Annotated in this window: 22 protein-coding genes and 1 pseudogene; 6 read left to right on the plus strand and 17 right to left on the minus strand. The window is 61.2% G+C overall.

The window, feature by feature from the left end:
* Positions 1–184 precede the first annotated feature (184 nt).
* Complete coding sequence (locus ACTQXO_RS02520) at positions 185–379, plus strand: tyrosine-type recombinase/integrase (protein WP_441032096.1); 195 nt, start codon at positions 185–187, stop codon at positions 377–379.
* A gap of 15 nt (positions 380–394) precedes the next feature.
* Here ACTQXO_RS02520 and ACTQXO_RS02525 read toward each other — a convergent pair whose 3' ends face one another.
* The 7 genes and pseudogenes from ACTQXO_RS02525 to ACTQXO_RS02555 form a co-directional block, all read right to left on the minus strand.
* Complete coding sequence (locus ACTQXO_RS02525; protein WP_441032094.1) at positions 395–874, minus strand: hypothetical protein; 480 nt, start codon at positions 872–874, stop codon at positions 395–397.
* Positions 858–2,441: a hypothetical protein gene (locus tag ACTQXO_RS02530; protein ID WP_441032092.1), complete on the minus strand. Its 1,584-nt coding sequence runs from the start codon at positions 2,439–2,441 to the stop codon at positions 858–860. Before ACTQXO_RS02530 ends, ACTQXO_RS02525 begins: the two co-directional genes overlap by 17 nt.
* Complete coding sequence (locus tag ACTQXO_RS02535) at positions 2,434–5,154, minus strand: tyrosine-type recombinase/integrase (protein WP_441032090.1); 2,721 nt, start codon at positions 5,152–5,154, stop codon at positions 2,434–2,436. The genes ACTQXO_RS02530 and ACTQXO_RS02535 overlap by 8 nt, the downstream gene beginning before the upstream one ends.
* Positions 5,138–6,298: a tyrosine-type recombinase/integrase gene (locus ACTQXO_RS02540; RefSeq protein ID WP_441032088.1), complete on the minus strand. Its 1,161-nt coding sequence runs from the start codon at positions 6,296–6,298 to the stop codon at positions 5,138–5,140. Before ACTQXO_RS02540 ends, ACTQXO_RS02535 begins: the two co-directional genes overlap by 17 nt.
* Before the next feature lie 190 nt (positions 6,299–6,488).
* Positions 6,489–6,893 (minus strand): annotated as a pseudogene (locus tag ACTQXO_RS02545) (family 1 glycosylhydrolase); the annotation flags it as partial.
* Between the two features lie 313 nt (positions 6,894–7,206).
* Complete coding sequence (gene pyrE / locus ACTQXO_RS02550; RefSeq protein WP_154518188.1) at positions 7,207–7,890, minus strand: orotate phosphoribosyltransferase; 684 nt, start codon at positions 7,888–7,890, stop codon at positions 7,207–7,209.
* 121 nt (positions 7,891–8,011) lie between these two features.
* Positions 8,012–8,443 (minus strand): LuxR C-terminal-related transcriptional regulator, encoded by a 432-nt coding sequence (locus ACTQXO_RS02555; protein WP_441032086.1) that lies wholly within the window; start codon positions 8,441–8,443, stop codon positions 8,012–8,014.
* A 229-nt stretch (positions 8,444–8,672) separates the two neighbouring features.
* Here ACTQXO_RS02555 and ACTQXO_RS02560 point away from each other — a divergent pair, with 229 nt between their 5' ends.
* From ACTQXO_RS02560 to ACTQXO_RS02575, 4 genes are all read left to right on the plus strand, one after another.
* A complete protein-coding gene (locus ACTQXO_RS02560) occupies positions 8,673–9,410 on the plus strand; it encodes a DUF4428 domain-containing protein (protein ID WP_441032084.1) in 738 nt (245 codons plus the stop codon).
* Between the two features lie 24 nt (positions 9,411–9,434).
* Positions 9,435–10,757 carry a hypothetical protein gene (locus tag ACTQXO_RS02565; RefSeq protein WP_441032082.1) on the plus strand — a complete coding sequence of 441 codons (1,323 nt, stop codon included), beginning with the start codon at positions 9,435–9,437 and terminating at the stop codon, positions 10,755–10,757.
* A 48-nt stretch (positions 10,758–10,805) separates the two neighbouring features.
* Positions 10,806–12,047: an SPFH domain-containing protein gene (locus tag ACTQXO_RS02570; protein WP_441032080.1), complete on the plus strand. Its 1,242-nt coding sequence runs from the start codon at positions 10,806–10,808 to the stop codon at positions 12,045–12,047.
* Between the two features lie 81 nt (positions 12,048–12,128).
* Positions 12,129–12,971, plus strand: a complete 843-nt coding sequence (locus tag ACTQXO_RS02575; RefSeq protein ID WP_441545414.1) for a hypothetical protein — start codon at positions 12,129–12,131, stop codon at positions 12,969–12,971.
* A 192-nt stretch (positions 12,972–13,163) separates the two neighbouring features.
* Here ACTQXO_RS02575 and ACTQXO_RS02580 read toward each other — a convergent pair whose 3' ends face one another.
* The 4 genes from ACTQXO_RS02580 to ACTQXO_RS02595 all read right to left on the minus strand — a co-directional run bounded on the left by ACTQXO_RS02580 (position 13,164) and on the right by ACTQXO_RS02595 (position 18,736).
* The gene (locus tag ACTQXO_RS02580; protein WP_418825693.1) at positions 13,164–13,787 is read right to left on the minus strand and encodes a response regulator transcription factor; all 624 of its coding nucleotides are present in this window, start codon (positions 13,785–13,787) and stop codon (positions 13,164–13,166) included.
* Complete coding sequence (locus ACTQXO_RS02585; protein ID WP_441032077.1) at positions 13,784–15,283, minus strand: sensor histidine kinase; 1,500 nt, start codon at positions 15,281–15,283, stop codon at positions 13,784–13,786. The genes ACTQXO_RS02580 and ACTQXO_RS02585 overlap by 4 nt, the downstream gene beginning before the upstream one ends.
* Complete coding sequence (locus ACTQXO_RS02590; protein WP_441032075.1) at positions 15,280–17,079, minus strand: histidine kinase N-terminal 7TM domain-containing protein; 1,800 nt, start codon at positions 17,077–17,079, stop codon at positions 15,280–15,282. The genes ACTQXO_RS02585 and ACTQXO_RS02590 overlap by 4 nt, the downstream gene beginning before the upstream one ends.
* A 226-nt stretch (positions 17,080–17,305) precedes the next feature.
* On the minus strand, positions 17,306–18,736 hold the full coding sequence (locus ACTQXO_RS02595) for a 6-phospho-beta-glucosidase (protein WP_441032073.1): 1,431 nt from the start codon (positions 18,734–18,736) through the stop codon (positions 17,306–17,308).
* 464 nt (positions 18,737–19,200) lie between these two features.
* Here ACTQXO_RS02595 and ACTQXO_RS02600 point away from each other — a divergent pair, with 464 nt between their 5' ends.
* Positions 19,201–20,307, plus strand: coding sequence for an ATP-binding protein (locus ACTQXO_RS02600; RefSeq protein WP_441032071.1), 1,107 nt, complete (start codon positions 19,201–19,203; stop codon positions 20,305–20,307).
* A 115-nt stretch (positions 20,308–20,422) separates the two neighbouring features.
* Here ACTQXO_RS02600 and ACTQXO_RS02605 read toward each other — a convergent pair whose 3' ends face one another.
* From ACTQXO_RS02605 to ACTQXO_RS02630, 6 genes are all read right to left on the minus strand, one after another.
* Positions 20,423–21,067: a DUF4867 family protein gene (locus ACTQXO_RS02605; RefSeq protein ID WP_441032069.1), complete on the minus strand. Its 645-nt coding sequence runs from the start codon at positions 21,065–21,067 to the stop codon at positions 20,423–20,425.
* 143 nt (positions 21,068–21,210) lie between these two features.
* Entirely contained in the window at positions 21,211–21,699 is a 489-nt protein-coding gene (locus ACTQXO_RS02610) for an S-ribosylhomocysteine lyase (RefSeq protein ID WP_441032067.1), read from the minus strand.
* 152 nt (positions 21,700–21,851) lie between these two features.
* Positions 21,852–23,342 carry an FGGY family carbohydrate kinase gene (locus ACTQXO_RS02615; protein ID WP_441032065.1) on the minus strand — a complete coding sequence of 497 codons (1,491 nt, stop codon included), beginning with the start codon at positions 23,340–23,342 and terminating at the stop codon, positions 21,852–21,854.
* A 170-nt stretch (positions 23,343–23,512) separates the two neighbouring features.
* Positions 23,513–24,451 (minus strand): transketolase family protein, encoded by a 939-nt coding sequence (locus tag ACTQXO_RS02620; RefSeq protein ID WP_441032063.1) that lies wholly within the window; start codon positions 24,449–24,451, stop codon positions 23,513–23,515.
* A complete protein-coding gene (locus ACTQXO_RS02625; protein ID WP_441032061.1) occupies positions 24,444–25,280 on the minus strand; it encodes a transketolase in 837 nt (278 codons plus the stop codon). Before ACTQXO_RS02625 ends, ACTQXO_RS02620 begins: the two co-directional genes overlap by 8 nt.
* A gap of 2 nt (positions 25,281–25,282) precedes the next feature.
* Positions 25,283–26,683: an L-fucose/L-arabinose isomerase family protein gene (locus ACTQXO_RS02630; RefSeq protein ID WP_441032059.1), complete on the minus strand. Its 1,401-nt coding sequence runs from the start codon at positions 26,681–26,683 to the stop codon at positions 25,283–25,285.
* Positions 26,684–26,745 lie beyond the last annotated feature (62 nt).

The raw sequence follows: 26,745 nt of genomic DNA on the forward strand, positions 1-26,745 counted from the left end.
CTTGGGGAACCCCGCCGAAGGAATGGAGTGCGGGCCGACAGAACGGTATCCGCGGATATGAGACTGAGCCGAAGGCGTCGATGACATGCCGGGGGCGGACCGGGACGGGTTAACGGCAGGCCCCGCCGACCGATTGCAAGCAGTCGGCGGGGCCATTGTGGCTCTTGACAGCGGATTGGGTCATATGAGCGAGAGGCTCACGACCCACAGCTTCCGGCACAGCGCGGTGACGTTCGCGTTGCTGGGGGGCGCCAGCCTGCAGCAGGCCCAGGCGCTCGCAAGGCACACGAACCTGACGACCACGATGGTCTATGCCCACAACGTCGACCGCGTGAGCCAAGCTCCGGAGCGTTTTGTCGACGGCCTCCTCGACGACTAGGAGGCCGGGGCCGCGTCATGCGAGGGGAATGCCCGAGAGGTCGCTCCCCAGCACCTCCAGGTACTCCAGCAGCTGCTGGTACTTGCCTCGGAGCAGCAGGAGCTGTCGCTGGAGCTCCGCGTTCTCCTCCTTCAGCTTCCTCGATTGCTTCCTGCTCTTGTCGAGGGCGATATCGAGGTCCTGCAGGCGCGACTGCGCCCTCTGGAGCTCCCTTGACAGCCTGGTTATCTCGGCGTCCTTGTTCAGCTCGAGGTTCCCTTTCTGGCTTACCTTTGCGAGCGGCCTGAACTGGCAGACCTGGTTCTTCGCCAGGAGCTCCTTGACGTGCTGCTGGCTGAACGTCCCCGAGCTCAGCCCCGTTAGCGCCATGAGCTCCTTCTTGGTGACGATGCGGTGGTCCTCTTCGATTTCGTCGATGGCTCCCTGGATGAGGGCCAGCGTCTTCTCCCTCTTCGCCGCGTACATCCTCTGCATGTTCTCACTGGGCTGCTTCATCAGAGACCTCCAGGTCCTCGCCGCTAATCGCGTTCAGCACGCGCTGGATCAGCGTCTTGTATGCGTCTATCCAAACACCGCAGAGCTCCGCGAAGACATCGTTGCCACAACTTAGAGCCTTCTCCTGCTTGCTGCGCCAGTCGTCGAGCTCGCTTTGATAGTAGTCGAGGTCGCCGGCGTCGGGGACGAGGTAGCTGCAGCGGAGGCACCTCGACCTGTCGGCGCTGCAGCCCCTTGCGTCCGAGCACAGGCCGATCCTGTGGACCCTCTTGGCGAAGGGCTTCGACAGGATCCTGTCGAAGCGGGCAGGGTCGTCTGTGTTGATGATCCTGCCCCTGAACACGACGGGGTCGTCCTTGCGCAGGTCCTTGACGGAAGTGTGGGTATAGCTCTGCTCGATCATCTTGGTGTTGTGGTGGGCGGTGAGCGGCAGCAGGTCGATGGCGCGGAAGAGGCCCGAGTTCATGCGGTCGCTGACGGCGTTGTGGCGGAACTGGTGCGTCGTCGGGGAGTAGGGCTCGCCGTGCTCGTCGACGATTCCCCTGCACTTGCAGAGCCGCGAGAAGAAGCGGTTGCAGCTTCCAAGGTTCTTCGGCTTGAATGCCGACCCGTGAGTCCTATAGCATCTCTCCCCCGTCTTCGGGTCCCTTATGAGCCTGTAGGCCCGCGAGGTGAAAAGCCACCTTGCATTCTCGCCGAGGTGCGCCAGCACCTCGTCCCTCTGGGCTGCCACCAGGTCGACGAGGAGCTTCCCCATGCCCTCGTACCTGACCTCGATCAGCTTGATGTCGCTCGGGACGTAGGGTCCCGACTGCTTGAAGGACGGGATCGTCAGGGTGTAGGTGTCCGCGTCGAGCCGCTTCAGGCACCTGACCGTCATGCTGAGGACCTCGGTGGCGCGGTTGGGGATCAGGCGCAGCATCCAGTAGATGCACCTGTAGACCAGCGGGATGCCGTCTTTCATGAAGATGACGTCGAGCTGGCCGGCCACCTCGTCGGGGATGTACTTGTCCTCCTTCTTGACGTAGGCGGGGGCCCTCTCCAGCACGAACCTCTGCATGGCGGAGCTGATGTCGGTGAACCCCGACTCCCTCGCGAATGCCTCGAGAGCGTGCCAGTAATGCAGGCGCTTTCTCAGGGTGGTCTTCCGCTCTCCCGAGAAGAGGTAGGCATAGAAGGAGGCGAGCGCCTCCGGCGGGGCTTCTGCGAAGCTCTTGCAATCGTCGGGGATGAAGTCTGCGCAGTGCTTGATGGACATGCAGATGTCTGAGCTGATGGCAGCGGGGTCCCGCCCCTTCACGAGCCTCGTCAGCGCCCATCTCTTGGCCTCCTTCTTGAGGTGTTCGTTCGAGATACCCGTGAAATATATGTTGCGCGAGCTCGGTTTGACGTTCTTGTCGGGCTTCACCTTGTCGGCTTGCCAGACGTCGTCGCTGAAGCTCGAGGCAGAGCAGTAGTCTGAGAGCATCTTGGCCGCCTGCTCGTCGGTGACGGACACGGCGTTGGAGAGGACGACCGGCTCGAGGGCCGCGGACCCGGATGTGGGGAAGAGCAGGCTGTCAGGCATGTTGCGTTCCCTCCTCAATGGCGTCGAGCACGGCCCTGTAGCGCTCGTTCAAGGCCCTCTCCTGCGCGTACTCGGTGTAGCCCTCGTACTCGTCCATCGGGATGTCCAGCTCCGCGTACTTGGCCTCGAACTGCGCCAGCAGCCTCGACGAGTCCTCGCAGAGCTCTTCCCAGCGCCCCTGGAAGGCCCTTCCCGTGCACAGCTTGGGGCAGGACGCGCAGCTGATGTTGCCGAGGTCGGCGCACCTGCCCTCCGAGGGGTGTTTGGAGCACACGCCCAGCTCCACGTTGCGGCGGTTGGTGCAGAAGTCGACGTAGAGCCAGCGGCGCTCCTCCTCCGTGTACAGGTCGAGCCTGCCGCTCTCGATCAGGAGGTTGAACTTCTGCTGGAAGAACTCGCTGTTCAGCTCTGCGAGCCTCCTCATCCTCACCTCGGCGTAGACGCGCTCGGTGGTTCTGTGGTCGACGTGGCCGAGCTGCTTTTGCACGTCTGTAAGCGTGGCACCCGACGTGATGAGCTCGACGGCGACCGTCTTGCGCGTCTGCCTGGAGCAAAACGTGTCGTAACTCTCGTCGATCGACTGCATGCCGTACCGCTCGAGCAGCCTGTTGATCGCTCCGTTGAAGGTCGTCGCGGGGAACTCGGTCTTAACCCCGTTGGTGATGCAGAAGAAGAGCGTCTCGACCCCGTACATCTCCCTGAGGGCGGAGGTCTCCTCGATGTAGGCCTCGATCTCGCCGTGCAGCTCTGGCGAGATGACGGCGAAGATCTTGTCGCCGAGGCGCCGCTTGATCCTGGATGCCGCGGTCTTGGGGGACCTCGCCCTCACCTGCGGCATGCCGCTGGCGGGGTCCTCGGCCGTGATGTCCTCGACGCGGATGCTCTTGATATCGGAGAGGCGCCACCCGGTCTCCATCGCGAGCTTGAGCATCAGCTTGCAGGCGCTCGACCCAAGCTCGTCGACGTGCTCCTCGAGGAACACCAGGATGTCCTCGGGGATATCCGGGGTCGCCCTCGAGTAGTCAGAGCCGCTCCTGACCGTCAGGTTCGCGGTCGGGTCCGTGTCAAGGCGCCCGCGAGCGACGAGGTGCCGGAAGAACCTCCTGCAGCTGGTCAGATGATGCTTGAGCGTGCCGGGTGCATAGCCATCCTTGCTCATATGCGAGAGCGCGGCGAGGACATGCAGCTCGCCCACGTCCTCTGGGCAGGTGATGCCGTATTCGCCGACGAGGAAGGAGAGCACGGTTAGCAGATCGGCCATCGCAGCCGGGATGCGCGCCAACGCGCGATGGTCAGAGCTCGCGCGCTGGCATGCATCCTGGTAGAGGAACCTCAGATACTCCCTCGCATCCTGCTGGAACAAACCCGTCCCGTCCAGCACGGAGAAGTCGAGCCGACTGCCTGAGAACGTCTCCCCCTTGGGGAAGTAGAACCACACCTCCGACTTGTCGCTGGCCACCTCGTCGGCGTTGCCGTCGAACATGAACCTGCGCAGGCCGGCGATCTTGTTCTCCAGGTGCTCGTCAAAAGCGTTTGCGAGGGTGGGGGTCTGCCGCACCTTCTTGAACGCCGCGAACTTCCTCACGTCCTCGTCTTCCAAATGCTCCTTGAAGTCGCGACGGAATCTGTGGAGGGGCAAGATCGGCCCCCTCGGAGAGTCGGGGGCCAGGTACCTGCCGGCGAAGAACGCATCGTATGCGCCCAGGAGCTCCTCGAAGCTGACGCCGCCTGGCAGTTCCGGTGCCGGCAACTGGGAGTCACCTGCGACAAGCAGTCCAGCAGGGACGGAGCTCTTGTCAACCCGCACAGCTTTCTCGTCGTAATAGGCGCGTTCCTCCGCGCTGAGATCTAGGAATTCATATACGGCGGTCCGGTTAGAGGTCGTAGCGTACGCAGCGTACGTGTAGGGCAACATCTCCCTAGCGATTACTTCATGCAGCCTGCGATAGTCCCACCGCTTGCCGTGCCCCCTCGCTTTGCGCTTTCGGCACCTCCCGACAGGGCGCCAGGAGAACCCGAAGATGTACGCGGTCAGGCGCGGGTAGGTGAAGTGTCGGTAGTTGCGATCGGACAGCCCCGAGGCATACTTCTCTGCCATGTCGCGCACATACGCCGCGAACTCCTCCTCGCCGACCTCTTCGACAACGCAGTTGTCAAACCACTGCAAGAAGTTATTGCGGGAAAGGCTGCAGTACTTCTCGATAAACTCCCTGCGGATTTCGACGAGGGGTTCACGTCGTCTGACGGCCTCGACGGCGCGGTCCCCGATCTGCACCGGGAAGCGGTGATAGGTGTAGAAGCGCTCCATGTACGTCTCGCCAAAGATACGTATCAGGGGGTTAACGCAGTCCCTGACCTGGTAGGTCAACCCGGTTATCACCTTGCAGAGCTTCTTTATGCCGGGCTTTTCCCAGGCTTCCTCGTCCTCGTGCATGGAGACGAGCACGTCGAGGAAGTAGTCGCTCAGCTCCTCCTCCGAGAACATGGAGGTCAGGGCAAGACGACACAGGGTCCCATAGCTATATGTCCCCTTCAGCGACTCCTCCAAGCCCTCGCAGGAGGGCAGCGGCGTGCGCGACTCCACGCAGGCGGCCAAGGCAGCAAAGTCGCTCACCGTCGCCGTGTCTGCGACATGGGTGTAGTTGTTGCTGCGCTTCGCACCCCCGGAGTTGTCCCTGATGTGCTCGAGCGCCTCCTCAGGTTGCCTGATCATCGGCGCGCCTCTGTTCCTTGGCTGCTTCGAGCCTCTTCCAGTTCTCGACGGCGGTCACCCTGTCCTGCCTGTTCTTGTAGGGCTCGGCAGACTCCATGCTCTTCCAGCCCATGATGTCGAGTATCTGGTTGTCGGTAAGGGAGGCGGGGTCGAGGGCCTGCTGCCTGAGGAGCTCCTCCATCTTCGTGCTCCTGCCGGAGTGGGTGCGCACCTTGGCGGGGTCGAGGCCGGCGTGCTTGGCGGCGCGCTTGATGATCTCGAGCGCGTTGTGGTAGGCCATCGGCTTGCCGAAGCTGCCCTCGCGCTCGCGCAGGTTGAGGAAGATCTCGGTCGGTATGAGCGACCCTGAATCGATCAGCTTCCCCTCGACGGCGCTGCGCTCGTTGTAGAGGTACTCCTCCAGCAGTCGCCGCGAGCGCTCCGACAAGACGCAGACGCGCCCCTCGCCCTCGCGCCTTCCCTTGCTGCGGAAAAGCTTCAAGGTGCCCTCGTCTGCGCGGTAGAGGTCGATCTGGGCGGAGAGGATCTCGTCGATGCGAAGGCCGTCGAGCGAGAGGGAGAAGACCGCCTTGTCGCGGTAGGTGCGGAAGTTGCTGAGGATTGCGTCGACCTGCTCGTCCGTGTACCACTTCTCGTAGTCCACAGGAGGCTTTCCGCTGGCGAAGGACGTCTCGGCGACATAGCGCGGCGACGTGGTCACGATTCCCTGGCCGTAGAGGAAGGAGTGCGGGTTCTCCCCGCTTCGCTCCTCTGCGACCTCCATCTTGATGTATTTGCCCTGGGAGCGCAGGAAGGTGTAGAAGCTGGCCACGACCGTGTAGTAGCCCCTGACGGTGAAGCCGGACCTCTTTCCCTCCACTGCGCCGACGAACGGGATGACGTTTCCGAACTGCAGGAAGCGCAAGAAGCCGGCGAGGTGCTTGGCGGTCGCGTCGGCGTAGCCGATGTGCCAGCAGTCCTGCAGGTAGTTGAGGTACTTGCACAGCTTGTAGGCGTACTGCCTCGCCGTCTGGGGCGAGCCCATGCTCATCTTGTGGAGGAACTTGTTGGCCCAGAAGGGGTAGGCGTCCGGATGGTTGATGATCCAGCCGTCCATCGTTCCCCCGTCGGCCTTCGGGTAGAGGCATTTTTCAACGGCAAACATTTTTTGTCACCTGAACAAACATCAATTCACTGGATAACGCTTAGTTAAACATCACAATAAGTGCTCGACCTATCAACGACTAAAAATAAATCTTAGTATCTGAAATACATAATAAAACCTCGGCGTCATCGACGTCGGTGGTCACGTAGTCGGCGGCCGATCCGGCGTTCGGCGGAACGCCGGGGCTCAATTATTCCAAGCCCTCGGTGCCGTTGGACTTGATGATCTTCTGGTATGCGAAGAAGCTGTCCTTGCGGCGGCGCTCATAGGTACCGGTGCCGTCGTCGTACTTATCGACGTGGATGAAGCCGTAGCGCTTGCGCATCTCGCCAGTGCCGGCGGAAACCAGGTCGATGGGACCCCACCAGGTGTAGGCAATCAGGTCAACGCCATCGGCAATGGCCTCGCCCATGGCCTTGATGTGGCTCTGCAGGTAGGCGATGCGATACGGGTCATGGATGGAGCCGTCCTCCTCGACCTCGTCGCAGGCGCCCATGCCGTTCTCGACCACCATCAGCGGAATCTCGTAGCGGGCGTAAATCTCGTTGAGGGCGATGCGCAGGCCAAGCGGATCGATCTGCCAGCCCCAGTCGGTGGGGACGTTCTTAAACGACTAGTCAAACAAGAATGTCCCCAACGACTAGTCGTTTAAGAACGTCCCCAATGACTAATCTGGCAACGGCAGCGAGCGGGCCGCATTCGGAGCAAGACAACGCCGCAAGTAGAGGACGGACAGCGAGCGACGTCCAGGGCGAACAAGTTGGCATGAAAAAGGCGAGGCATTGACCTTCTGGTCATGCCTCGCCTTTTGAATGACAAATTGTCGCCCTTGGCAGCGCGCAGCGTCGGCGGTTCCGTCGTTCGGCAGACCGGCGGAACCGATAGGGTTGGTAAACCCACGTAACTACCTACTCCTGTGCTCCGTACTGCTCGTAGTAGGCGTCGATGGCGGTCTTAAGTTCGTCATCGATGACGACCTTGCCATCGATCTCGTGGTTGTAGAGGGTCTCGACGACCTCGGCCATGGAGACGATGCTCGCGACGGGGAAACCGTACTTTGCCTCGATCTCCTTCTGAGCGGTGGTCACGCCACCCTTGCCGACCTCCATGCGGTTGAGAGACACGATCAGGCCCTTGATTTCGACGTCGGCGGCAGCCTTAACCTTGGGATAGGTCTCGTCGATGGACTTGCCGCTGGTGGTAACGTCCTCGACCATGACCACGCGGTCGCCGTCCTGGGGCTCATAACCCAGCAGGTTGCCCTTATCGGCACCGTGGTCCTTGGCCTCCTTACGGTCGCAGCAGTACTTGACCTCCTTGCCGTACAGCTCGTGGTAGGCAATTGCGGTCACGACGGCCAGCGGAATACCCTTGTAGGCCGGTCCAAACAGCACATCAAAGTCGTCGCCAAAGTTATCGTGGATGGCCTGGGCGTAATACTCACCCAGCTTCTTGAGCTGATAGCCTGTCACGTAAGCGCCGGCGTTCATAAAAAACGGGGACTGACGACCACTCTTGAGCGTAAAGCTGCCGAACTTAAGAACGTCGGACTCAACCATAAACTTGATGAACTCTTGCTTGTAAGCCTCCATGCGGGCTCCTCTCGTAATCGCGTACGTGCCCTCCAGTTTAGCGCAGGCGAAGCGTCGATGCGGGTGCGCTTTGGAGCCACATCCCCCCGTTAGAGTAAGGAACTGGGCGGCGCCTCATACGCTAGTCCTTGGGTGCCCAGGACCAGAAGAAGTTGATAAGGGCCACACGCGAGTCGGTACCGGTCTTTCTGTTGATCGAGGAAATGTGGCGGTAGAGCGTAGAGCGCGAAAGGAAAAGCGTTGCGGCAATGTCCTGAACGCTCTGATCCGAAACGACCAAGGCCTCAAGAATATCGCGCTCGCGCTCTGTAAGCCCAAAGGTGGTGACGAAGGCATCGAGGCGTTCATCGGGCGTGGGCTCCGCTGCCTCCACAAGCGCGGGGTCGGAACATACGGGCGCAAGATCTCCACCAAGATTGTCGGCAGCAAGCGCCAGCCCGTCCTGCATCACGGCATCATCGGCCCGTTGCCCCAACTGTCCCAACAGCGTAATCGCAATACCCACAAACATCACGAGTGCCGCGCCGAGCGCCCCTGCAGCCGCTACGCCCAAGTTGCCGTGACCGTGGCATAGCAGGGACGGCGCCTACATTCGGCAGCCGCCACATTCGGCATGGAGCATCCCCAACTGCCACTCATTTAAGTACGTCCCCAATGAGTGGCCGAAAATGGGCCATGTGTCCCAGTTGTGGAGACTCGTTGAGCCGTCTGGGTATCGTGAAAGATCGCGCGCTCACCCATCATCAAAAGTGACACACGCTACCTGTTGATGGGAGGCAGCTATGGGCTTCTTTGACAAGATGTTCGAGAAGAAAGAGTGCGCGATTTGCGGTACCGAGCTGGGACTTTTGGGAAAGACCAAAATCAACGAAGGCTACCTGTGCAAAGAGTGCGCAGGCAAGCTCTCCCCCTTCTTTAGTGGTTGGCGCTCCAGCACCGCGGACGATATCCGCGAGCAACTCGCCTACCGCGAGGCCAACGCCGAGCGCCTGGCCTCGTTCAACCCCACGCGCACGCTCTCTGCCGGGCGCACCAACATCATGCTCGATGAGGACGCGGGTCTGCTAATCATTACCTCACAGAGCCGCTGGCGCGACGCCAATCCCGACATCATCGAGTTCTCACAGGTACTCGGCTGCGATATGGATATCGACGAGCATCGCACCGAGATTTATCGCGAGACCAAGGACGGCGAGCGCGAGAGCTACAACCCGCCGCGCTACGACCTGGATTACGACTTTAATCTGACCATCCACGTCAACACGCCGTACTTTACCGAGATCAACCTGCGCGTGAACGACTCCACCATCGATCAGCGCGGGTCCATCGAGTACCGCGAGGCCAAGCGCCAGGCAACCGAGGTCCGCGATGCGCTGGTGCAGCTTCGTCAGGAAACGCGCGACAGCGTCGTGGCCGCCAAGGCCCCCAAGACCGCGGTCACCTGCCCCTTCTGCGGTGCAACCACCATTCCCGATGCCAGTGGGCGCTGCGAATACTGCGGCGGTGCCATCGGCGCATAGCCTCCGGCACGGAAAGGACCGATCATGGCCTTCGAGAGCGTCAACTATCAGTGCCCCGCGTGTGGCGGCCCCCTTCACTTTGCCAGTGCCGAACAAAAGCTTGTCTGCGACTACTGCGATTCGCGTTTTGAAGTCGAAGAAGTCGAGGCCCTCTATCGCGAGCGCCAGGACAAGGCGGATGCCAAAGCCGATGCCGCAGCCGCGGCTCGCAAACCTGCTGTCGACGATGCCGTGCAGGAGCTGGCCCAAAACGCCGGCTACATCTGCTCGTCGTGCGGCGCCGAGCTGGTCTCGGACGGCACCGTCGCCGTTACCACCTGCCCATACTGCGGCAACTCCGCCGTGGCGCCCGGCCAGCTCTCGGGCGACTTCTCACCCGACCTGGTGATTCCGTTTAAGCTCGGGCGCGATGATGTTATGGCAGCACTCAAAGAGCACTACAAGGGCAAAATCCTGCTGCCCAAGAGCTTTGTCACCGGCAACCACATCGACGAGGTCCAAGGCGTTTACGTGCCGTTTTGGCTCTACGGCGCCCGCGTGGACGGCGAAGTGTACTTTGATGCGACCAACGAGACCGTGACCGAGGAATCCGACCGCACCGTCACGACCACCGACCACTACGACGCCTACCGTAAGGGCAAAATCTCGTTTGAGCGCGTGCCCGTCGACGGATCGTCCAAGATGCCCGACGGCCACATGGATGCCATTGAGCCGTTTGACTACGACGCGCTGCGCCCGTTCTCGGTCGCGTATATGCCCGGCTACATCGCCAACCGCTACGATGAGGATTGCGAGACCTGCAAGGCGCGCGCCGAGCGTCGTATGGAAGAAAGTACGATTTCGGCCCTGCGCGAGACCGTCGTCGACGAATATGACGATGCCACGGTCGAAAGCAAGCAGCTCGACTACACCTGGGAAGACAGCAACTACGCTCTGTTCCCCGTGTGGATGCTTTCCACCTCGTGGAACGGCAAGAGCTACCTGTTTGCCATGAACGGCCAAACCGGCCGCATGGTCGGCGAGCTGCCCTGCTCCAAGCCCAAGCTCGCCATCGCCTCGGTGCTGTTCTTTGTGATCGGGTTTGTCCTCTCCCAGATTCTCTTTATGGGCGAGAACGCCTTCAATCCGGACTACCTCACCTTTGATATCGAGGGCATCCTCATCAACATCGTCGCGCCGCTGATCATCGTAATCATCGCAGACGTGCTGCTGGTAGGCCAGCTCAAGACGGCCAACGAGGCCACCCACGCCGATTGCTACTGCGGCGAGCTCGACTTGACCGAGAAGCACGACACCTTCAGCCACACCGAGACCACCGTTGTCATGAAGGACAACAAGGACGATTAGCCATTCTGACCAATACCACCCGGCCTTTGACGAGAAAGGAAGATCACCATGGGACTCTTGAAAGCTGGATTGGGTGCTGCCGGCGGCGTCATGGCCGACCAATGGAAGGAATTTATCTATTGCGAATCGATGCCCGCTGACGTCTTGGCCTGCAAGGGCAGCAAGCGCACCGGCGGCCGCAGCTCCAACACGCGCGGCGAGGACAACGTCATCTCCAACGGCTCCGTCATCTCCGTCAACGACGGCCAGGGCATGCTCGTGGTGCAAAACGGCAAGATCATCGAGGTCGCGCTGGAGCCCGGCGAGTTTGTCTTTGACACCGGCAGCGAGCCGAGCGTCTTTAGCGGCAACCTGGGCGACTCCATCAAGGAGACGTTCGCCAATATCGGCAGCCGCTTTACCTTTGGCGGCGACGCAGGCAAGGACCAGCGTGTCTACTTCATCAACACCAAGGAGATCATCGGCAACAAGTACGGCACCGCCTCGCCTGTGCCCTTCCGCGTGGTCGATAACAACATTGGCCTGGATGTCGACATCTCCGTTCGCTGCAACGGCGAGTATTCGTACCGCATCACCAACCCGCTGCTGTTCTACACCAACGTGTGCGGCAACGTGACCGATAGCTACACGCGCGATAAGATCGACAGCCAGCTTAAGTCCGAGCTGCTCACCGCTCTGCAACCCGCCTTTGCCAAGATCTCGGAGATGGGCATCCGCTACAGCGCTATCCCCGGCCACACCACCGAGCTCGCCCGCGCGCTCAACGAGGTTCTCTCCGCCGACTGGCGCGACCTGCGCGGCGTCGAGATCGTGAGCTTTGGCGTCAACTCCATCGCCGCCTCGCAAGAAGACGAGCAAATGATCAAGGACCTGCAGAAGGCCGCAGTCATGCGCGATCCCACCATGGCAGCCGCCAACATCGCCAGCGCCCAGAGCGATGCGATGCGCGCGGCAGCCGCCAACCCCAACGGCGCGATGGCCGGCTTTATGGGCATGGGTATGGCGGGCGGCATGGGCGGCATGAACGCCAGCCAGCTGTTCGCCGCCGGCCAGGCACAGCAGCAGGCTGCCCCACAGCCGGCTCCGACACCCGCCCCCGCGCCGGCTCCTGCCGCTGCCCCCGCGGCCGGCACGTGGACCTGCAGTTGCGGTGCCACCAACACCGGCAAGTTCTGCCCCGAGTGCGGCAGTCCCGCACCCGCCCCGGCACCGGCCAAGTGGTTCTGCCCCAACTGCGGTAGCGAAAACGGCGGCAAGTTCTGCAGCAACTGCGGAACGCCCAGGCCCTAGCCCCTCTACCTGGTAATTGGCGGGGAGGTCCGCCACCCCCGCATTTGCTTCTATGGGTTTCGTTCGATAAAGGAGGACACCATGAAGACAACGTTCAAAAAGTCCGTACTCGCATTTCTGACATGCGTCCTGGCGCTCGCCTTTGCCCTGACGGGCTGCAGCGGCGGCGGCAAGGACCCCAAGGCCAACTTCGTCGGCAGCTGGGAACTCTCGGGTGGAACCCTGGAGGGCGAAGAGATCACCGATGAGTACATGGATATGCTCAAGGAGTGGGGCCTCAACTGTATCCTGATCCTCGACGAAGACGGCACGGGCGTCCTCGACATGTTCCTTGAGGTCGCCGACCTGAAATGGGAGGCCAAGGACGCCACCACTGCAACCATCACCGCCGACGGCGATTCGCAGGACATGAAACTCAAGGACGGCAAGCTCGTCCTCGAGGTGGAAGGCGACAAGCTTATCTTTACGAAGTCCGACAAGGATCTGTCCGGTACGCTAAAAAAGGATCGCGAGGCGGCCGAGAAGGAAGAGGAGATCGATGAGGCCGTCGAAGACGACGATGTCCAGAGCGTCGAAATCTCCCCCGCCGTCACCGTCGCCGATGACGATCTGTGCACCATCACCATCACCGAGAAGTTCAAGGACGAATGGGGCGACATCGGCTTTGTCGTCAACATCACCAACAAGAGCGACAAGGACCTGACCTTCTACGCTCCCTCCGGCAAGACCAACGTCAACGGCACCATGAAGGAACCCTGGTTCTCGGCTAACCTGATGCCCGGCACCAACGCCACCGAGGAATTCACGTTCTCGAGCGGCGAGCTTGACAGCCTTGACGACCTGGTCAACACGACCATCGGCATCGACGCCTACCTGACCGATTCCTACGAGGACGTCGCCTCCTACACCGCAACCATCGCGTAGCGGCACGTAACATCAGCCGCGGATTGGCGGACGCATCCGCGCACTTGCCAGGCGGGGCCGCAGGAGTTGATCCTGCGGCCCCGTCGTTTTTATGCCGACAGCACAGCCGCACAAGCAGGCCGCCCGTCGTTTTCTGATGCAAAACGGCGGACGGCCTATCTTTACGGCGCCAGAACACGGCGAGCGCGTCGATTACGGGCGCTCCATGTTGGGAACGATGCTGCCCTCCGTTACCGCGCGCACGGCAAGACGCATGATGTTGTCGTAGCCGGTCTTGCTCAGAATCTCCGAGATGCGACGCTTGATGGTACCCTCACTCATAAACAGCTCGGCCGCGATCTCGCGGCGGCTTTTGCCCTCGCAGGCAAGGCGCAAAATCGACAGCTCGACATCGTCGAGTGCCGCCGTGCCCGAAAAAATGCTTTCGGGCGGCTTGGGAAACGTGCAGTAGCCCGCCAGCGTGGAGCGCATCACGGCGAACAGCTCGTCGATACCAACGTTCTTGTACACAAAGCTATCGACGCCCGCCTCGCGAGCCTGATCGACAAAGGTGATCTCGGGCATGCCTGTCATGATGATGACGCGGCACTCGGGCAGCTGCTCCTTGATGCGTGCCGCCGCCACGATGCCGTTTGAATCGTGTTCGGTGCACACGTCCATCAATATCATGTCCGGGCGCTCCTTGAGCGCGACACCCAAGGCCTCGGAGGCATCGGCGATCGCGGCGACGACGGTCATATCGGGCTGGTCGCCAACGGAGCGCGCCAGGCTTTCGCGTAGAATGGCCTGATCTTCGACAATTAACACGCGGATCATGAACTTCTCCTTTGGACCGTGGCGTTGGGGCTCAGCGGGATGGACACCGCAAGCGTAAAGGGCTGGGCGGCGTGGACTTCCAGGCCGCCGCCCAAATCTTGCGCGACATGCCTCATACCTGGGATACCCGTTCCCTCGCGATACGATACGGGGGCCGGGGACCCGTCGTTAGAAATCGTCATGCGCGCGACGGCGCTAGCATTCGTCCCCTCCTGCCACAGGCGCACGTGGACCCGATGCGCCTGCGCATGCCTGGTGGCATTGGTCGAGGCCTCGCGGATAATCTGCAAAAATGCGGCGGCGACACGCGCGTCCTCAGGCAGCGCACCCTCAACATCGATCTGCACACTCACCAAGCCAAAGGCGTGGACGATATCGCTCAGCTGCTCTGCAGGCTCGCTGGCACCGCCACTGCGCAAATCGGCGGCGATTGAGCGCAGCAACGGGTCAATCTGCTCGAGCGACTCATCATCCAGACGTCCCTCCTCCAAATAGCGATGAAGAATGGACAGGCGCTGGCCGATCACATCGTGAACGCGGGCACGCATACGTAGGTAGGCTGCATTGTCGGCAACCTTTTTGGCTTCTTCGATCTGGGCCTGGAGCTCTTGGCCAGCACGCTCAAGCAGGTGGTTGGCTTGCGCCAGACGGTCGTAGGCGTGTGCGTATTCCGTCACGTCCAGGCCGACGACGCGCTCGAACGGACGGCTCGAGACCGTAACGGAGTCACGCACGAACAGACGAATCTCGGAAGGAGAGATCTCGACCACGGCGCGATCCCTACCAAAGCGATCAAGGTCGATATGGGCGCGATTAGCGCTGCTTTCGGGCATTTGCATGCTCAGTTTGCGCAGGTCGTTCCATGTGCTGCTCATGTCGCCCAGGTCGGTGGGCATATGGAGCTCTACGAGGTTTTTGCGCATGCAGCGGTTCATGAGCAGCGGACGGCCCCTCGGGTCTAGATACAGGATGCCCACGGGAATCACGTTGATGGTCTCGATCGTCGAGAACATGGTGATATCCTCTTGGCGGTTACGGACGTCCATCAAGAGCGCCGCGATGGAACGGAACAGGAAGAACGCTCCCTCTGCGATAAGGACAACGGTCCACGCCGAGCCCATGGCAAAAACCACCGGTGGTGTAACGGCGACAACAAGCAACAGCTCGACCAGCATGACGGGACGACGATAGTGCACCATAAGTACCACGCCATAGGCAAAGATTGCGGCATTGAGCCACAACGCTCCGCCCATTGCCCTGGCGCAAACGTCAAGCGGCGCCACCAGATACGAGCCAGACGACGTGAACAAGATGAGCGCCGAAATCATCAGGTGAAGCACAAGACTCGCCTCGTAGGCGCAAATCACCTTACGGTTATAGGACGAGCGGCGCGATGCGATGAGCGGGACGTGGATCGTCTGCAGACACGCAGCCAGGGCAAAGACAACATCGAGCGCAACGATTTGAGGAAGTATGAGCGAAATCTGCATCGTCACTCACCCGCCCTCGGCATCAAGACGATCATGCGCAGCTGACCGGACTCGCCCTCAAGGCGGTATGCCACGTTGCGCCCTTGCAAAGCGCTTTCGAGCTCTTGCGCAGCGGGCGTCTGCGAAAGATCTTCATCATCGTTGGAAAAAAGTGTGGCGCGCAGCTCGACGCTGCATCGGTCATGGTCGCCCAAGTGATACATAAGTGCCGGATGATCGGTGGCGTAGGCAAAAAACGCAAAGTCATACACGCAGTCGTACAGCGCGCTTACCGTACTGGCGTGCATCGGGCGCCGTATGGCAATAATCGAGGCGCAATCGACATCGATCGTGCGCAGGTCGCTTGCGAGCTCGTTGGCAATGAGCTGAATGCGGTCGCGGTCAAAACCGCTCTCCCCGTGCTGTGCCAACGTGAGCGACCCCTTCCGTTTGCAATAGGCAACGAGCATCTTGGCGCGCTGCAGCATGCGGTAACGCTCGCGCGAAGATTCCTCGTCAGTCAACGGCGGCAGCGAGCTCAACAAGTCGTACATCTCTTCGAGCGCGCGGGCAAGCGCCTGGTCCACGTCTTGGACTAGCAAGGTCTCGGCCTCTTGATCTGCCAAATGTGTCTTAAGGTCGTAGTCGGCGGCAAGCAGCTCGTTTTGGCGCTGCAGTTCCATGCGCCGATGCGCCAGTTCGCGATTGAGCTCGTTGAGCTCCGATACGTCTTGGGCAAGCAGGGCCGATCCCCCCAGCAGCGGAAAAGCACGATACATCACATCGGGATCGGACGCCACGGTAAAGGCATGGGCGCGGCCGTGCTCCTGGGTCCGCAACTCCTCGCGCACGCCTACCGGCATTGGCTTTGACGCCGGCGTGGCATAGACCTCCTGCAGGTCGCGCGTTAGAACTTTGAGGTCAAGCGGCAAGGTATCGAAGATGCCGGCGATATCGTGGTACGACGGAATGACACCGCAATCGAGACAGATTTCCATCGCCACCACGCACAGGATGCAATAGACGAGCGAAAAGTTGAGCCTCCATGCCCAGGGCACGCGCAGAGCATATGAGATGCCAAAGAATGCGCCGCCCAGCAGCACGAGCGCCGCCGTGCCCGAGAAACGTTGGATGCGAAAGGACGAGGACCGACCAACCAGGATAAAAAAGGCCACGAAGTTAAAGGCCGTCCACACGAGGAAGGCGAAATAACCCCGGCCGTACGTGTAATCGTTGCTCCAGGTGTCGCTTGTACGGTCAAAGCGGAAGACCTGCTGGTGAAAATCGTTGGTGAGCACAAATCCGATAAGCAGGATGGCCACAATCCACAGCGCAGCACGGTAGCGGCGACCCAGGCGGCGTTGCTCCAGGCCCGCAAGGCGCAGGCCGCAGAGCTGGTAGAGCAGCGGAATGAGCGTCATGGGCACGTAGTACAGGTACCACAGCAAGGTGGCATAGAACGGCGTGTACGACTTGTACTTGAGAATGACCTCGATCATCCACAGGGCACAGATGGTGGCGATGGCAACAAGGCGGCGGCGCAACACATAGTCCAAACAACGCAGATAGACCAACACGCCCCAAATCGAAACTACAATTGCGGCGACAAGCAGCGGGAGAGGGCTCGAATGGGTGAGCCCATCCACGACCTCTTCGGACACCTCGCTATAGGCGGGCACGGCGTTAGAAAGTTTGGGGTCGAAGGCGAACAGCACCGGCAAGATCGCCAAAAGCATGAGGAACAGCGCGGTGATGGCGCCGGCGATAGCAAAGACGCGGTGACGGTACACCTGATGTGTTATGCCAACAAGGAATCGCGGCATGGCGAAGAGCCTGCCGCCCCCGGGATCCGCAACCGGAGCGGTCCGGGCGGCCGCGTGGCCGATATGTCGCTCGCGGGTACTCATAGTCCCTTTAGTGTACCGACAAGCGGGCCCAAAAAGCGGGCCGCATGTCCCAAAATCCGCAGACGGCAAGACGCCCGGCGAGCAATAACTACTCGCCGGGCGCCTTGGTTAGAAGGCTATGAAGTTGAGTGTCTCAGCTTCCTTAGGACAGGTCCTCACCATTAGAAGCAATAACCTTCTTGTACCAGTCGAAGCTCTTCTTTTTGGAACGCTTGAGGGTACCGTTGCCTGCATCGTCGCGGTCCACATAGATAAAGCCGTAGCGCTTGGACATCTCACCCGTGCCGGCAGACACCAGGTCGATCGGGCCCCAGGTGGTGTAGCCCAGCAGGTCAACGCCGTCCTCGGTCACCGCTTCGCGCATCGCGGTGATATGCTGGCGCAGGTAGTCGATACGGTAGTCGTCGTTGATGGAGCCATCCTCCTCGACAACATCCTTGGCGCCCAGACCGTTCTCGACCACAAACAGCGGCTTCTGATAACGGTCGTACAGGTCGTTGAGGGTGATGCGGAAGCCCAGCGGATCGATGGCCCAGCCCCACTGGCTCTCCTGCAGGTAGGGGTTCTTGGCGCCGGCGAAGGCGTTACCCTGGGTGCGCTCGACATCGGGGTTATCGGCACCGGCAGAGCAACGGGTGCTGTAATAGCTAAAGCTGATGAAGTCGACGGTGTTAGCGGCCAGGATCTCGCGGTCCTCGTCCGTCATGCCCACATCGATGCCTAGACGCTCGAGCTTCTTGACGGCATATGCCGGGTAGTAGCCGCGGCTCTGGACGTCGACGAAGAAGTAGTTGTCCTGGTTATCGAGCTGCGCCTGGCGCACGTCGCCCGGACGGCAGCTGTAGGGGTAGTAGCTACCCGCGGCGAGCATGCAGCCGATCTTGATCTCGGGGTCGATCTCGTGGGCGATCTTGGTTGCCCAAGCGCTGGCGACGAGCTCGTTGTGGGCGGCCAGGTACTCGACGGCCTCCTTGTTCTCGCCCTCCTCAAAGACCAGACCGGCACCCATAAACGGCAGGTGCAAGATCATATTGATCTCGTTGAAGGTGAGCCAGTACTTCACCAGCCCCTTGTAGCGGGTAAAGATCGTGGTCGCGAGGTTCTTGTAGAAGTCGATGAGCTTGCGGTTGCGCCAGTCGCCGTACTCCTTGATGAGGTGAATCGGGCAATCGAAGTGCGTGATGGTCACGAGCGGCTCGATGCCGTGCGCCTGACACTCGCGGAATACGTCCTCGTAGAAGGCCAGGCCAGCCTCGTTGGGCTCGGTCTCGTCGCCGTTGGGGAAGATGCGGGTCCAAGCCAGGCTCATACGGAAGGTCTTAAAGCCCATCTCGGCAAAGAGAGCGATGTCCTCTTTGTAGTGGTGATAGAAATCGATGCCGGTCTGCGCGGGATAGTAATAGCCGTCCTCGAAGTCGAGCATTTTACGCTGGCCGGAGACCACCGCATAGCGCTCGGGGCCGTGCGGAGCCACGTCCACGTTGGCCAGGCCGCGGCCGTCCACGTCGTAGGCACCCTCGCACTGGTTGGCAGCCGTTGCGCCGCCCCACAGGAAGTTATTACGGAAAGCCATGTATCAATCCTTTCGCACGCTGTTGTCATAGGCTCAGTATCCCTGCAAACGGGGTACCGCTCAACGGCAACGGCACAGGCCGATACTTCTTTTCGCGTGCAGGCGCCCGGCAGCCACCCCGCCTGACACTTTTTGATACCCGCCTGCCCAATCCACCACAAAGGGGACAGGCGCCTTTGTGGCGGTTTGGGACGGTTTGTCTCGATCTGTAACAGGTAGGCCGCCAAAACCGGGCCTGGTGTTACAGATTGAGATTGTTCGGCCAGTCCCTTGCAGTTTGTCTAAATCTGTAACAGGTAGAGACGATTTAGCCCGCTAGATGTTACAGATCGAGACAGAAGATTCTAGTCACAGGCGATGTCGAGGTTTTTGCCGATGAGACCTACGTAGCCGCCTTCGCTCAGCAACTCATTTGACTGAATAGGAAAAAAAGGAAAAAATAGGAAAAAAAGGAAAGGAGACTTATGACTGAAACCATCTTCTCCCCCTCATTTGGAAATCGCCCGTCCTATCTGGTGGGGCGCGGGAACGTGATTTCGACATTCATCTCCGGTCTTGAGCAGGAGCCGGGCAATCGCGACCGAGCCACGCTCATGCTTGGACAGCGAGGCAGCGGCAAGACGGTTCTTCTGTGGGAACTTGCCGACCGCGCACGCAAGCTCGGCTTTGTTGTCGCCACGCCCACCGTAGCCTCCGAGGATATGCTCGAGCGCATTGTTGAGAAGATCCAGGAAGCAGGCGAGCCTTACGCCAACAAGCATCGTCTCCCCAAACTTACAGGTGGCAGTTTGAGCGTCTTCGGTTTCTCGGCAGGCCTCGAGTTCACACGAGACGTGCAGGAGACCAAAAGCTTTCAGTTCAAACTCACACAGCTGGCGCGCAAGCTGACCGAGCAGGGACACGGCATCCTCATCCTCATCGACGAGCTCCAAGCAAATTCACCCGAGATCAGACAGCTCGTCACCGCCTATCAAGAGCTGGTCGGCGAACGGCTCAACGTCGCGCTCGTCATGGCGGGCCTCCCGGGAGCAGTCTCCGCGACACTCAACGACCGCGTACTGACATTTCTCAACCGCGCACGCAAAGTCACGCTCGAACCGCTTTCAGTCGGAGATGTCGATGCCTATTATCAGCGGGCTTTCGAAGAGCTCGATCTTGATATTCCAGGCGATCTTCGGTTGGACGCCGCTCGCGCAACTCAAGGCTCGCCCTACATGCTGCAGCTCATCGGCTACAACATCGCCAATCGTTGCCAGGCAGGAGAACACGTAACGCCAGAGCAAGTCGACGGAGCTATCGAAGCGTCAAAGGCCGATTTCGAAAACGATGTTTGCGAGACGACGCTCGCCGCGCTATCGGACCAAGACGTCGCGTTTCTCGACGCAATGGCTGATGACAAAGACGGCGTGTCGCGCATCTCCAATGTGGCCGAGCGCATGTCAGTCACACCGGACTACGCGCAAAAGTATCGCCGACGCCTCATCGACGCCGGCGTTATCGAACAGGCACGCCGCGGTTACGTGCGTTTCGCTGTTCCATATATGGCTGACTATCTGCGCAGCCAGCTCTAGACAGCCACCACAATGGGGACAGGCACCTTTGTGGTGGCTGGGGGCGGTATGTCTCGATCTGTAACAGGCAGAGACGATTTAGCCCGCTAGATGTTACAGATCGAGACAGAAGATTCTAGTCGCAGGCGATGTCGAGGTTTTTGCCGATGAGACCTACGTAGCCGCCTTCGGCTGCCTTGGGGCTGTCAGCATGGCAGAGAACCCACTTGTCGGCCTTCCAGTAGCAGTAGCCGTCGCCGGCAGCAGGCATATCGGCCGCAGCCTCGGGACGCGGACCGTTGGTGCCGGCGGGCAGCGCCACCATCACCTGGAAGCCACCATCGTCGACCATGCACGGCGTGTAGTGGAGCGTGGTGTTGAAAACCTCGACAACCTTGCCCGCCGGCACGCGAAACGCCTTGACGCACGCGGTGTCGAGCTTGCCGCCCTCGATCTCCCAGCGATGCGCCACGAGCAGGATAAAGTCACGCGCCCCCAGGTTGAACTCGCTCGCGCGGTGGTACTCCAGGCAGTTGAGACACGTGTTGTGGCCATTGCACCAGCCGAGCTGGAAGGGGCGGCCGCCAAACATGAGAAAGCCCAGTTTATCGGCATCTTTGACGCCCTCGAGCTCCGGCGCGCTCGCTACGTACTTACTGCCCTCGGGGATGGGCGTAGCGGAGAGCGCCTCGACGAGTGGGGCGGTCAGGCCGGACGGGACGTCGTCCCACACGCGGCCATAGGACTTGAACTCGGAATCCTTAACAGAATAGATATGCATGTTCGCTCCTATTCGTAAATATGACTATACGAACATTCTAGAACAAACATGAGCGATTTTGAACGCTCGTCCAGACCACTCAACAAAAAGGCGCCCCCGCATAAGCGAAGGCGCCCAATGTGCGCGTTTTGGGCGATAAGCCCTTACGCCTGCTGATAGTGCAGGTGCTTCTCGTCGATATCGGCCAGGTCACGGTTGAGGTAGCGGCGCGCGAGCCAGTTTGCCATGGGAAGGTTCTGGTCCAGGTAGTTGCCGCACTCCTCGGGAGCGGCACCGGGGACATCGCCCTCAAAGCCGGCGACAAACTCAAACAACTCACGCACGAGCGGCAGGATCTCCTCGCTCGTCACCTCGCCAAACACAACCAGGTAAAAGCCCGTGCGGCAGCCCATGGGGCCAAAGTAGACAATGCGGCTCGACCACTCGGCATGGTTGCGGAGGAACGTCGCCCCCAGGTGCTCGATGGTATGGCACTCGGCGGTGTTCATGACCGGCTCCTTGTTGGGCGTGGTCAGGCGCAGGTCAAAGGTGGTGACGGCGGCGCCGGTCGCCGGATCGCGGTCGATGCGGCTCACATACACGCCGGGCTCAAGCAGCAGATGGTCAACGGAAAAGCTCGCGATGCGCTCCATGGCAGATCCTCTCGATAGTCAATTTGGGACGGGGCTCTTTTAGCTGGTTCGAATGGTCGCACCAATCATACCAGTCAAAAAAGCCCCGTCCCAAATGAGCTGCCCGGGACGGGGATCAATGAGTTTTTAATCCCCGTCCCAGGAAAATCATGCTAGGCAGTGTACGAGATGGTCGCGTCGACGGCATGGCGCCAGCCGGCGATCTTTTTGGCGCGTTCGTCAGCGGGCATCGACGGTTCCACGATGCCGCGGGCGCCGTAGACATCGACGACATCGCGCGTATACATGCCCAGCGCGATACCGCAGGCCCAAGCCGCGCCCAGACCGCTCATCTCGTCGTTGCTCGCAATGCGGATGGGCGAGCCGACCAAATCGCTCTCAAACTGCATCAGGTACGCGTCGCGCGTGGGGCCGCCGTCAACACGAAGCTCGGCAAGCGCCGCGCCCGAATCCTCGACCATCGCATCAATGACGTCAAAAATCTGATAGGCGATCGACTCGTCGGCAGCCTTTACGAACTCCGCGCGGCCCGTGGTGCGTGTCATACCAAAAACGCATCCCTCGGCATCACTTGCCCAGTGCGGCGCACCCAGGCCGGTAAACGCCGGCACAAAGTAAACATGGCTCGCCGGGTTGGCGGCGTAGCACAGGTCGGTGACCTCCTCGGGGTTGTTGATGAGCTCCAGGTCGTCGCGCAGCCAGGTCTTGACGGCGCCGGCGTAGCTCACGTTGCCCTCGAGTACATACTCGGTCACGCCATCCATACGCCACGCAAGCGAGCTCGAAAGCCCGTGCGAGCTGGCGACAAACTCGTTGCCGACGTTCATCATGACCGAGCTACCGGTGCCATAGGTCGCTTTGGCCATGCCGCGGCTGGCGCAACCCTGCGCAAACAGGGCCGCATGGCTGTCGCCCAGCACGCCGTGTACCGGCACGGGTGCGGGCAAAAAGCCATCCAGGTCCGTTGTGCCAAACAGACCGTCGGAATCGGTCACCTGCGGCAGGCAGGCCGAATCGATGCCAAAGGCCTCGCACACCGGCTCGCTCCAGCAGCCACGGCGCAGGTCGAAGAGCTGCGTGCGGCTGGCATTGGACCAGTCACAGCGAAACTCCGCGCCGCCCGTGAGCGTCCAGACCACCCAGGCATCGATGGTGCCCAGACACAGCTCACCCGACGCCGCGGCCTCGGCAGCCGCCGGAACGTTCGCGAGAATCCAAGCCATCTTGCCCGCCGGATAGTAGGGCGAGAGCACCAGGCCCATTGTGTCACGCACCAGCTCGGCCACACCCTCGCGCGCGTCCAGTTTGTCGCACAGCTCGCGGGCGCGGGCGCACTGCCACACTACGGCGTCGCACAGCGGCTCGCCCGTCTCGCGGTTCCAGGCAACGGTGGTCTCGCGCTGGTTGGAGATGCCGATGCCGGCGATGTCGGCAGGGTCGACCCCGGTCTCTTCCACCACGGCACGCGCCACGGCCAACACGTTAGCGGCGATCTCGACCGGATCATGGCTCACCCAACCGGCCTCGTTGACAATCTGGCGATGCGAGCGATCGGCACGATGAATCAAATGGCCGCCCTCGTCCACCAGCAGTGCCTTGGTGCCCTGCGTGGATTGATCGATTCCGATGATGTATTTGCTCATGTACTCTCCCATTCCTTCCGCCAAATCAAAGACGACTGGCGGACAAGGAGCGAGCGGCCGTCAAGTGCCGCAGATTGCCGTGAAAGAGGAGCGCCGCGTACTTTGCGTACGCAAGCGACGGTTTGAACGGCAAGGTGCGGTGCTTGGCGGCCGCGCAGCGTCTGTATCTACTAGTTGCCGAGGAACTCGGCGACAGCCTTGGCAATGCCTTCGCCGGTGAGGCCGTAGTGCGCAAAGACCTCGGGGCTCGTGCCGGTGATGACCGGCGCGTCGGGCAGGCTCAGGCACCTGACCGGACGCGGGCAATGCTCGCCCACCACCTGCGCGACCATAGAGCCCAGGCCTCCGAAGGGACTGTGCTCCTCGACGGTCACAACGGCGCGCGTGGCACCGGCGGCCTCAATCACGGCCTCGGCGTCAAGCGGCTTGACGCAATACATGTCGAGCACCGTTGCCGAGATGCCCTGCTCGGCCAGCAGGTCGGCAGCGTCCACGGCATGGCGGACCATCTCGCCGGTGGCGACGAGCGTCACATCGGTGCCGCGACGCACCCAGGTGGCGCGATCCATCTGGAACGGGCACTCGTCCTCGGTATACACGTCCTCGACCGGGTTGCGGCCCACGCGAATGTAGGCCGGCTTGTTGTCGGCGACCAGAGCCCGCACGAGCTCGGCGGTCTGGAAGCGGTCGCTCGGCAGATACACGCGCATGTTGGGAATCGCACTCATGGCGGCGATATCCTGCGCGGAGTGATGGCTCATGCCCAAGGCGCCATAGGACACGCCGCCAGAGATGCCGATGAGCTTGACGTTGGTGTTGGAGTACGAGACGTCGACCTTGCACTGCTCATACGAGCGCGTGGTCACAAAGGACGCCGGCGAGGCGGCCCAGGCCTTCTTTCCGCACGAAGCCATGCCGGCGGCGATGCTCACCAGGTCCTGCTCGGCAATGCCGACCTCGACGGACTGTTGGGGATACTGATCAAAGAACGGCGTGAGCGATGCGGAGCCGCGGGAGTCGGAGCATAGGACGACGATGTCCTTATCGGTCTTCGCGGCCTCGAGCAGCGTGTCGCAGATAACCTTGCGATTGGCGATCTTGTTAGCCATTGACGGCCTCCTTATGGGCAGCGAAATCGGCGATGATCTGAGCATATTCCTCATCGTTGGGCAGGTGATGGTGCCAGGCGGCCTTGTCCTCCATAACAGGCGAGCCATAGCCCTTCACCGTGTTGAGGATGATGACCGTGGGCTTGCCGCAGGTCTCGGCCGCAAGCGTCAGCGCGGCGTCGATGGCCCGGACGTCGTTGCCCGGAATGGAGAGCACGTTCCAACCGAAGGCGGCCCAGCGCTCCTCCTGCGAGTCCTGCTTCATAACGTCCTCGGTGCTGCCGCTGATCTGCAGGCGGTTGCGGTCCACGAGCGCGCACAGGTTATCGAGCTGGTAGTTGCCGCCGCTCATGGCGCCCTCCCAGACCGAGCCCTCGGCAAGTTCACCGTCGCCCATGATGGTGTAGACGCGGTAGTCGCGGCCGTCCATCTTGCCGGCGAGCGCCATGCCCACGGCCACCGGCAGGCCGTGACCCAGCGAGCCCGAGTTCATCTCGATGCCCTTGAGCTTGTTGTTGGGGTGGCCGATGTAGGGGCTGCCGAACTTGGAGAAGCGGGCCTTGACGTCGTCGAGGTCAAGATAGCCCTCGTGGCAGTGCACCGCGTAGTAGGCTTCCATGGCGTGGCCCTTGGAGAGCACGAAGCGGTCGCGGTTGGGATCGTCGGCGGTCTCGGGCGAAATGTTGAGGTGGTTGGCGTAGAGGGTCATGAGGGCGTCGATCACCGACATGTCACCGCCGATGTGGCCGCCAGCGCCAGCCATGATGATATCGACGCAATCGCGGCGAAGGTCCCAACGCAGGGACTCAAGCTCTTCGATAGTTGCCATTTCTACTCTCCTCGCAGGTAGGCTTTAACGTCTTCTTCGATGGGGTCGTACAGGTCGGGAGCAATGCCGAGGTACTTGCACGCCTCGTAGAGCACCGGCACCACGTTGGCGTGAATAGCGACGCAGTGGTGGATGTAGGGACCCTCGACGATCTTGGCCTCGAGGCGCTTGAGGTTGTCGACCTCGACCCACAGATAGGTGCCCATGCCGGCCGGGCCGTCGATGCCGCGGGCGTTGCCCAGCAGCAGCGAGCACTCGCCGTTGTCGCCGTCAAAGCGGGCAAGGGTGAGGTCGCCGTGCTTGGCCTCGGCCGTCAGCGCACCGGGATGATCGAAAGCCAGCGGGTAGGTGAGCTTGGGCTTGACGGCCGCGCAGCTGCAGGGCCAGGGGCCGCAGTGCTGCAGCAGCTCGCCGTTCTCGTTATCGGGATGGCGCACGGTCCAGTCGGCGAACATGCCGCGGTGACGGCCCAGGTCGGCGGCCTCGACCATCAGCGCAGTGATGGCGCCGTGGATATCGGTCTCGCATACGATAGGAATACCCATCTCGTTGAGGATGGCGTTGGCGGCGCAGGGCATAATGCCTAGCTCGTCCTGCAGAGCGTTCCAGCACCGAATGGCGCCGGCGTTGCAGCCGTACTTCTCGACCAGGCGCTTCATGGCGATGGCAAGACCGGCGACCGCGGGAACCTTATCCTCGGGGATGCAGATCTCAAAGCTGTCGTTGATGTGGGCAAGCATGGTAGCCATGGCCTGCTCGTCGGCCTGGGCGTCGCGCACGGCCTGGACAAGCTCGGTCATGGGAATGGGCGAAAGCTGGATGTTGAACTTCTCGAGCAGCTCGCCCTCGTTGCACATGGTCGACCAGAAGTCGAACGGACGGGTGGCCATCTGCAGGATGCGGGTGTGCTTGAAGGTCTTGACCACGTTGCACACGGCCAAGAAGTCCCAAACGCCGCGCTCGAACTCGGGATCGGTCAGGCGGCAGTTGGTCATGTAGGTGAAGGGAACCTGGAAGCGGCGCAGGACCTTGCCGGTGGCGAACAGGCCGCACTGGCTATCGCGCAGGCGGGTGCCGTCGGGCTCGGGGCGCTCGTCGCGCGGGCCCCACAGCAGCACGGGTAGGCCGAGCTCGCGGGCAAGGCGAGCGCAAACGTACTCGGTGCCAAAGTTGGCGTGGCACAGCATAATGCCATCGACGCCCTCGGCGCGGAACTTCTTGACGATAGGCTCAATGTGGCTGTCGTCGAACAGCAGGCCCTCGTCATTGATGTCGTCGATATCCACGATGTCGACGCCGATCTCACGCAGGCGATCAGCCGTCAGGCCGCGATACTTGATTGCGTCCGGCGCGCTAAAGATACTGCGGCGCGTGGGCACAAAGCCGAGCTTAATCTTATCCATGTACGTCCTCCCCTAGTTGTATGTTCAGTAAACAGACGCGTATTTCGTTTTGTTCTGTTTAC

Origin of the sequence: Collinsella sp. LCP19S3_D5, from assembly GCF_052121415.1 — a bacterium.
In the GTDB taxonomy this organism is placed as follows: Bacteria; Actinomycetota; Coriobacteriia; order Coriobacteriales; family Coriobacteriaceae; genus Collinsella.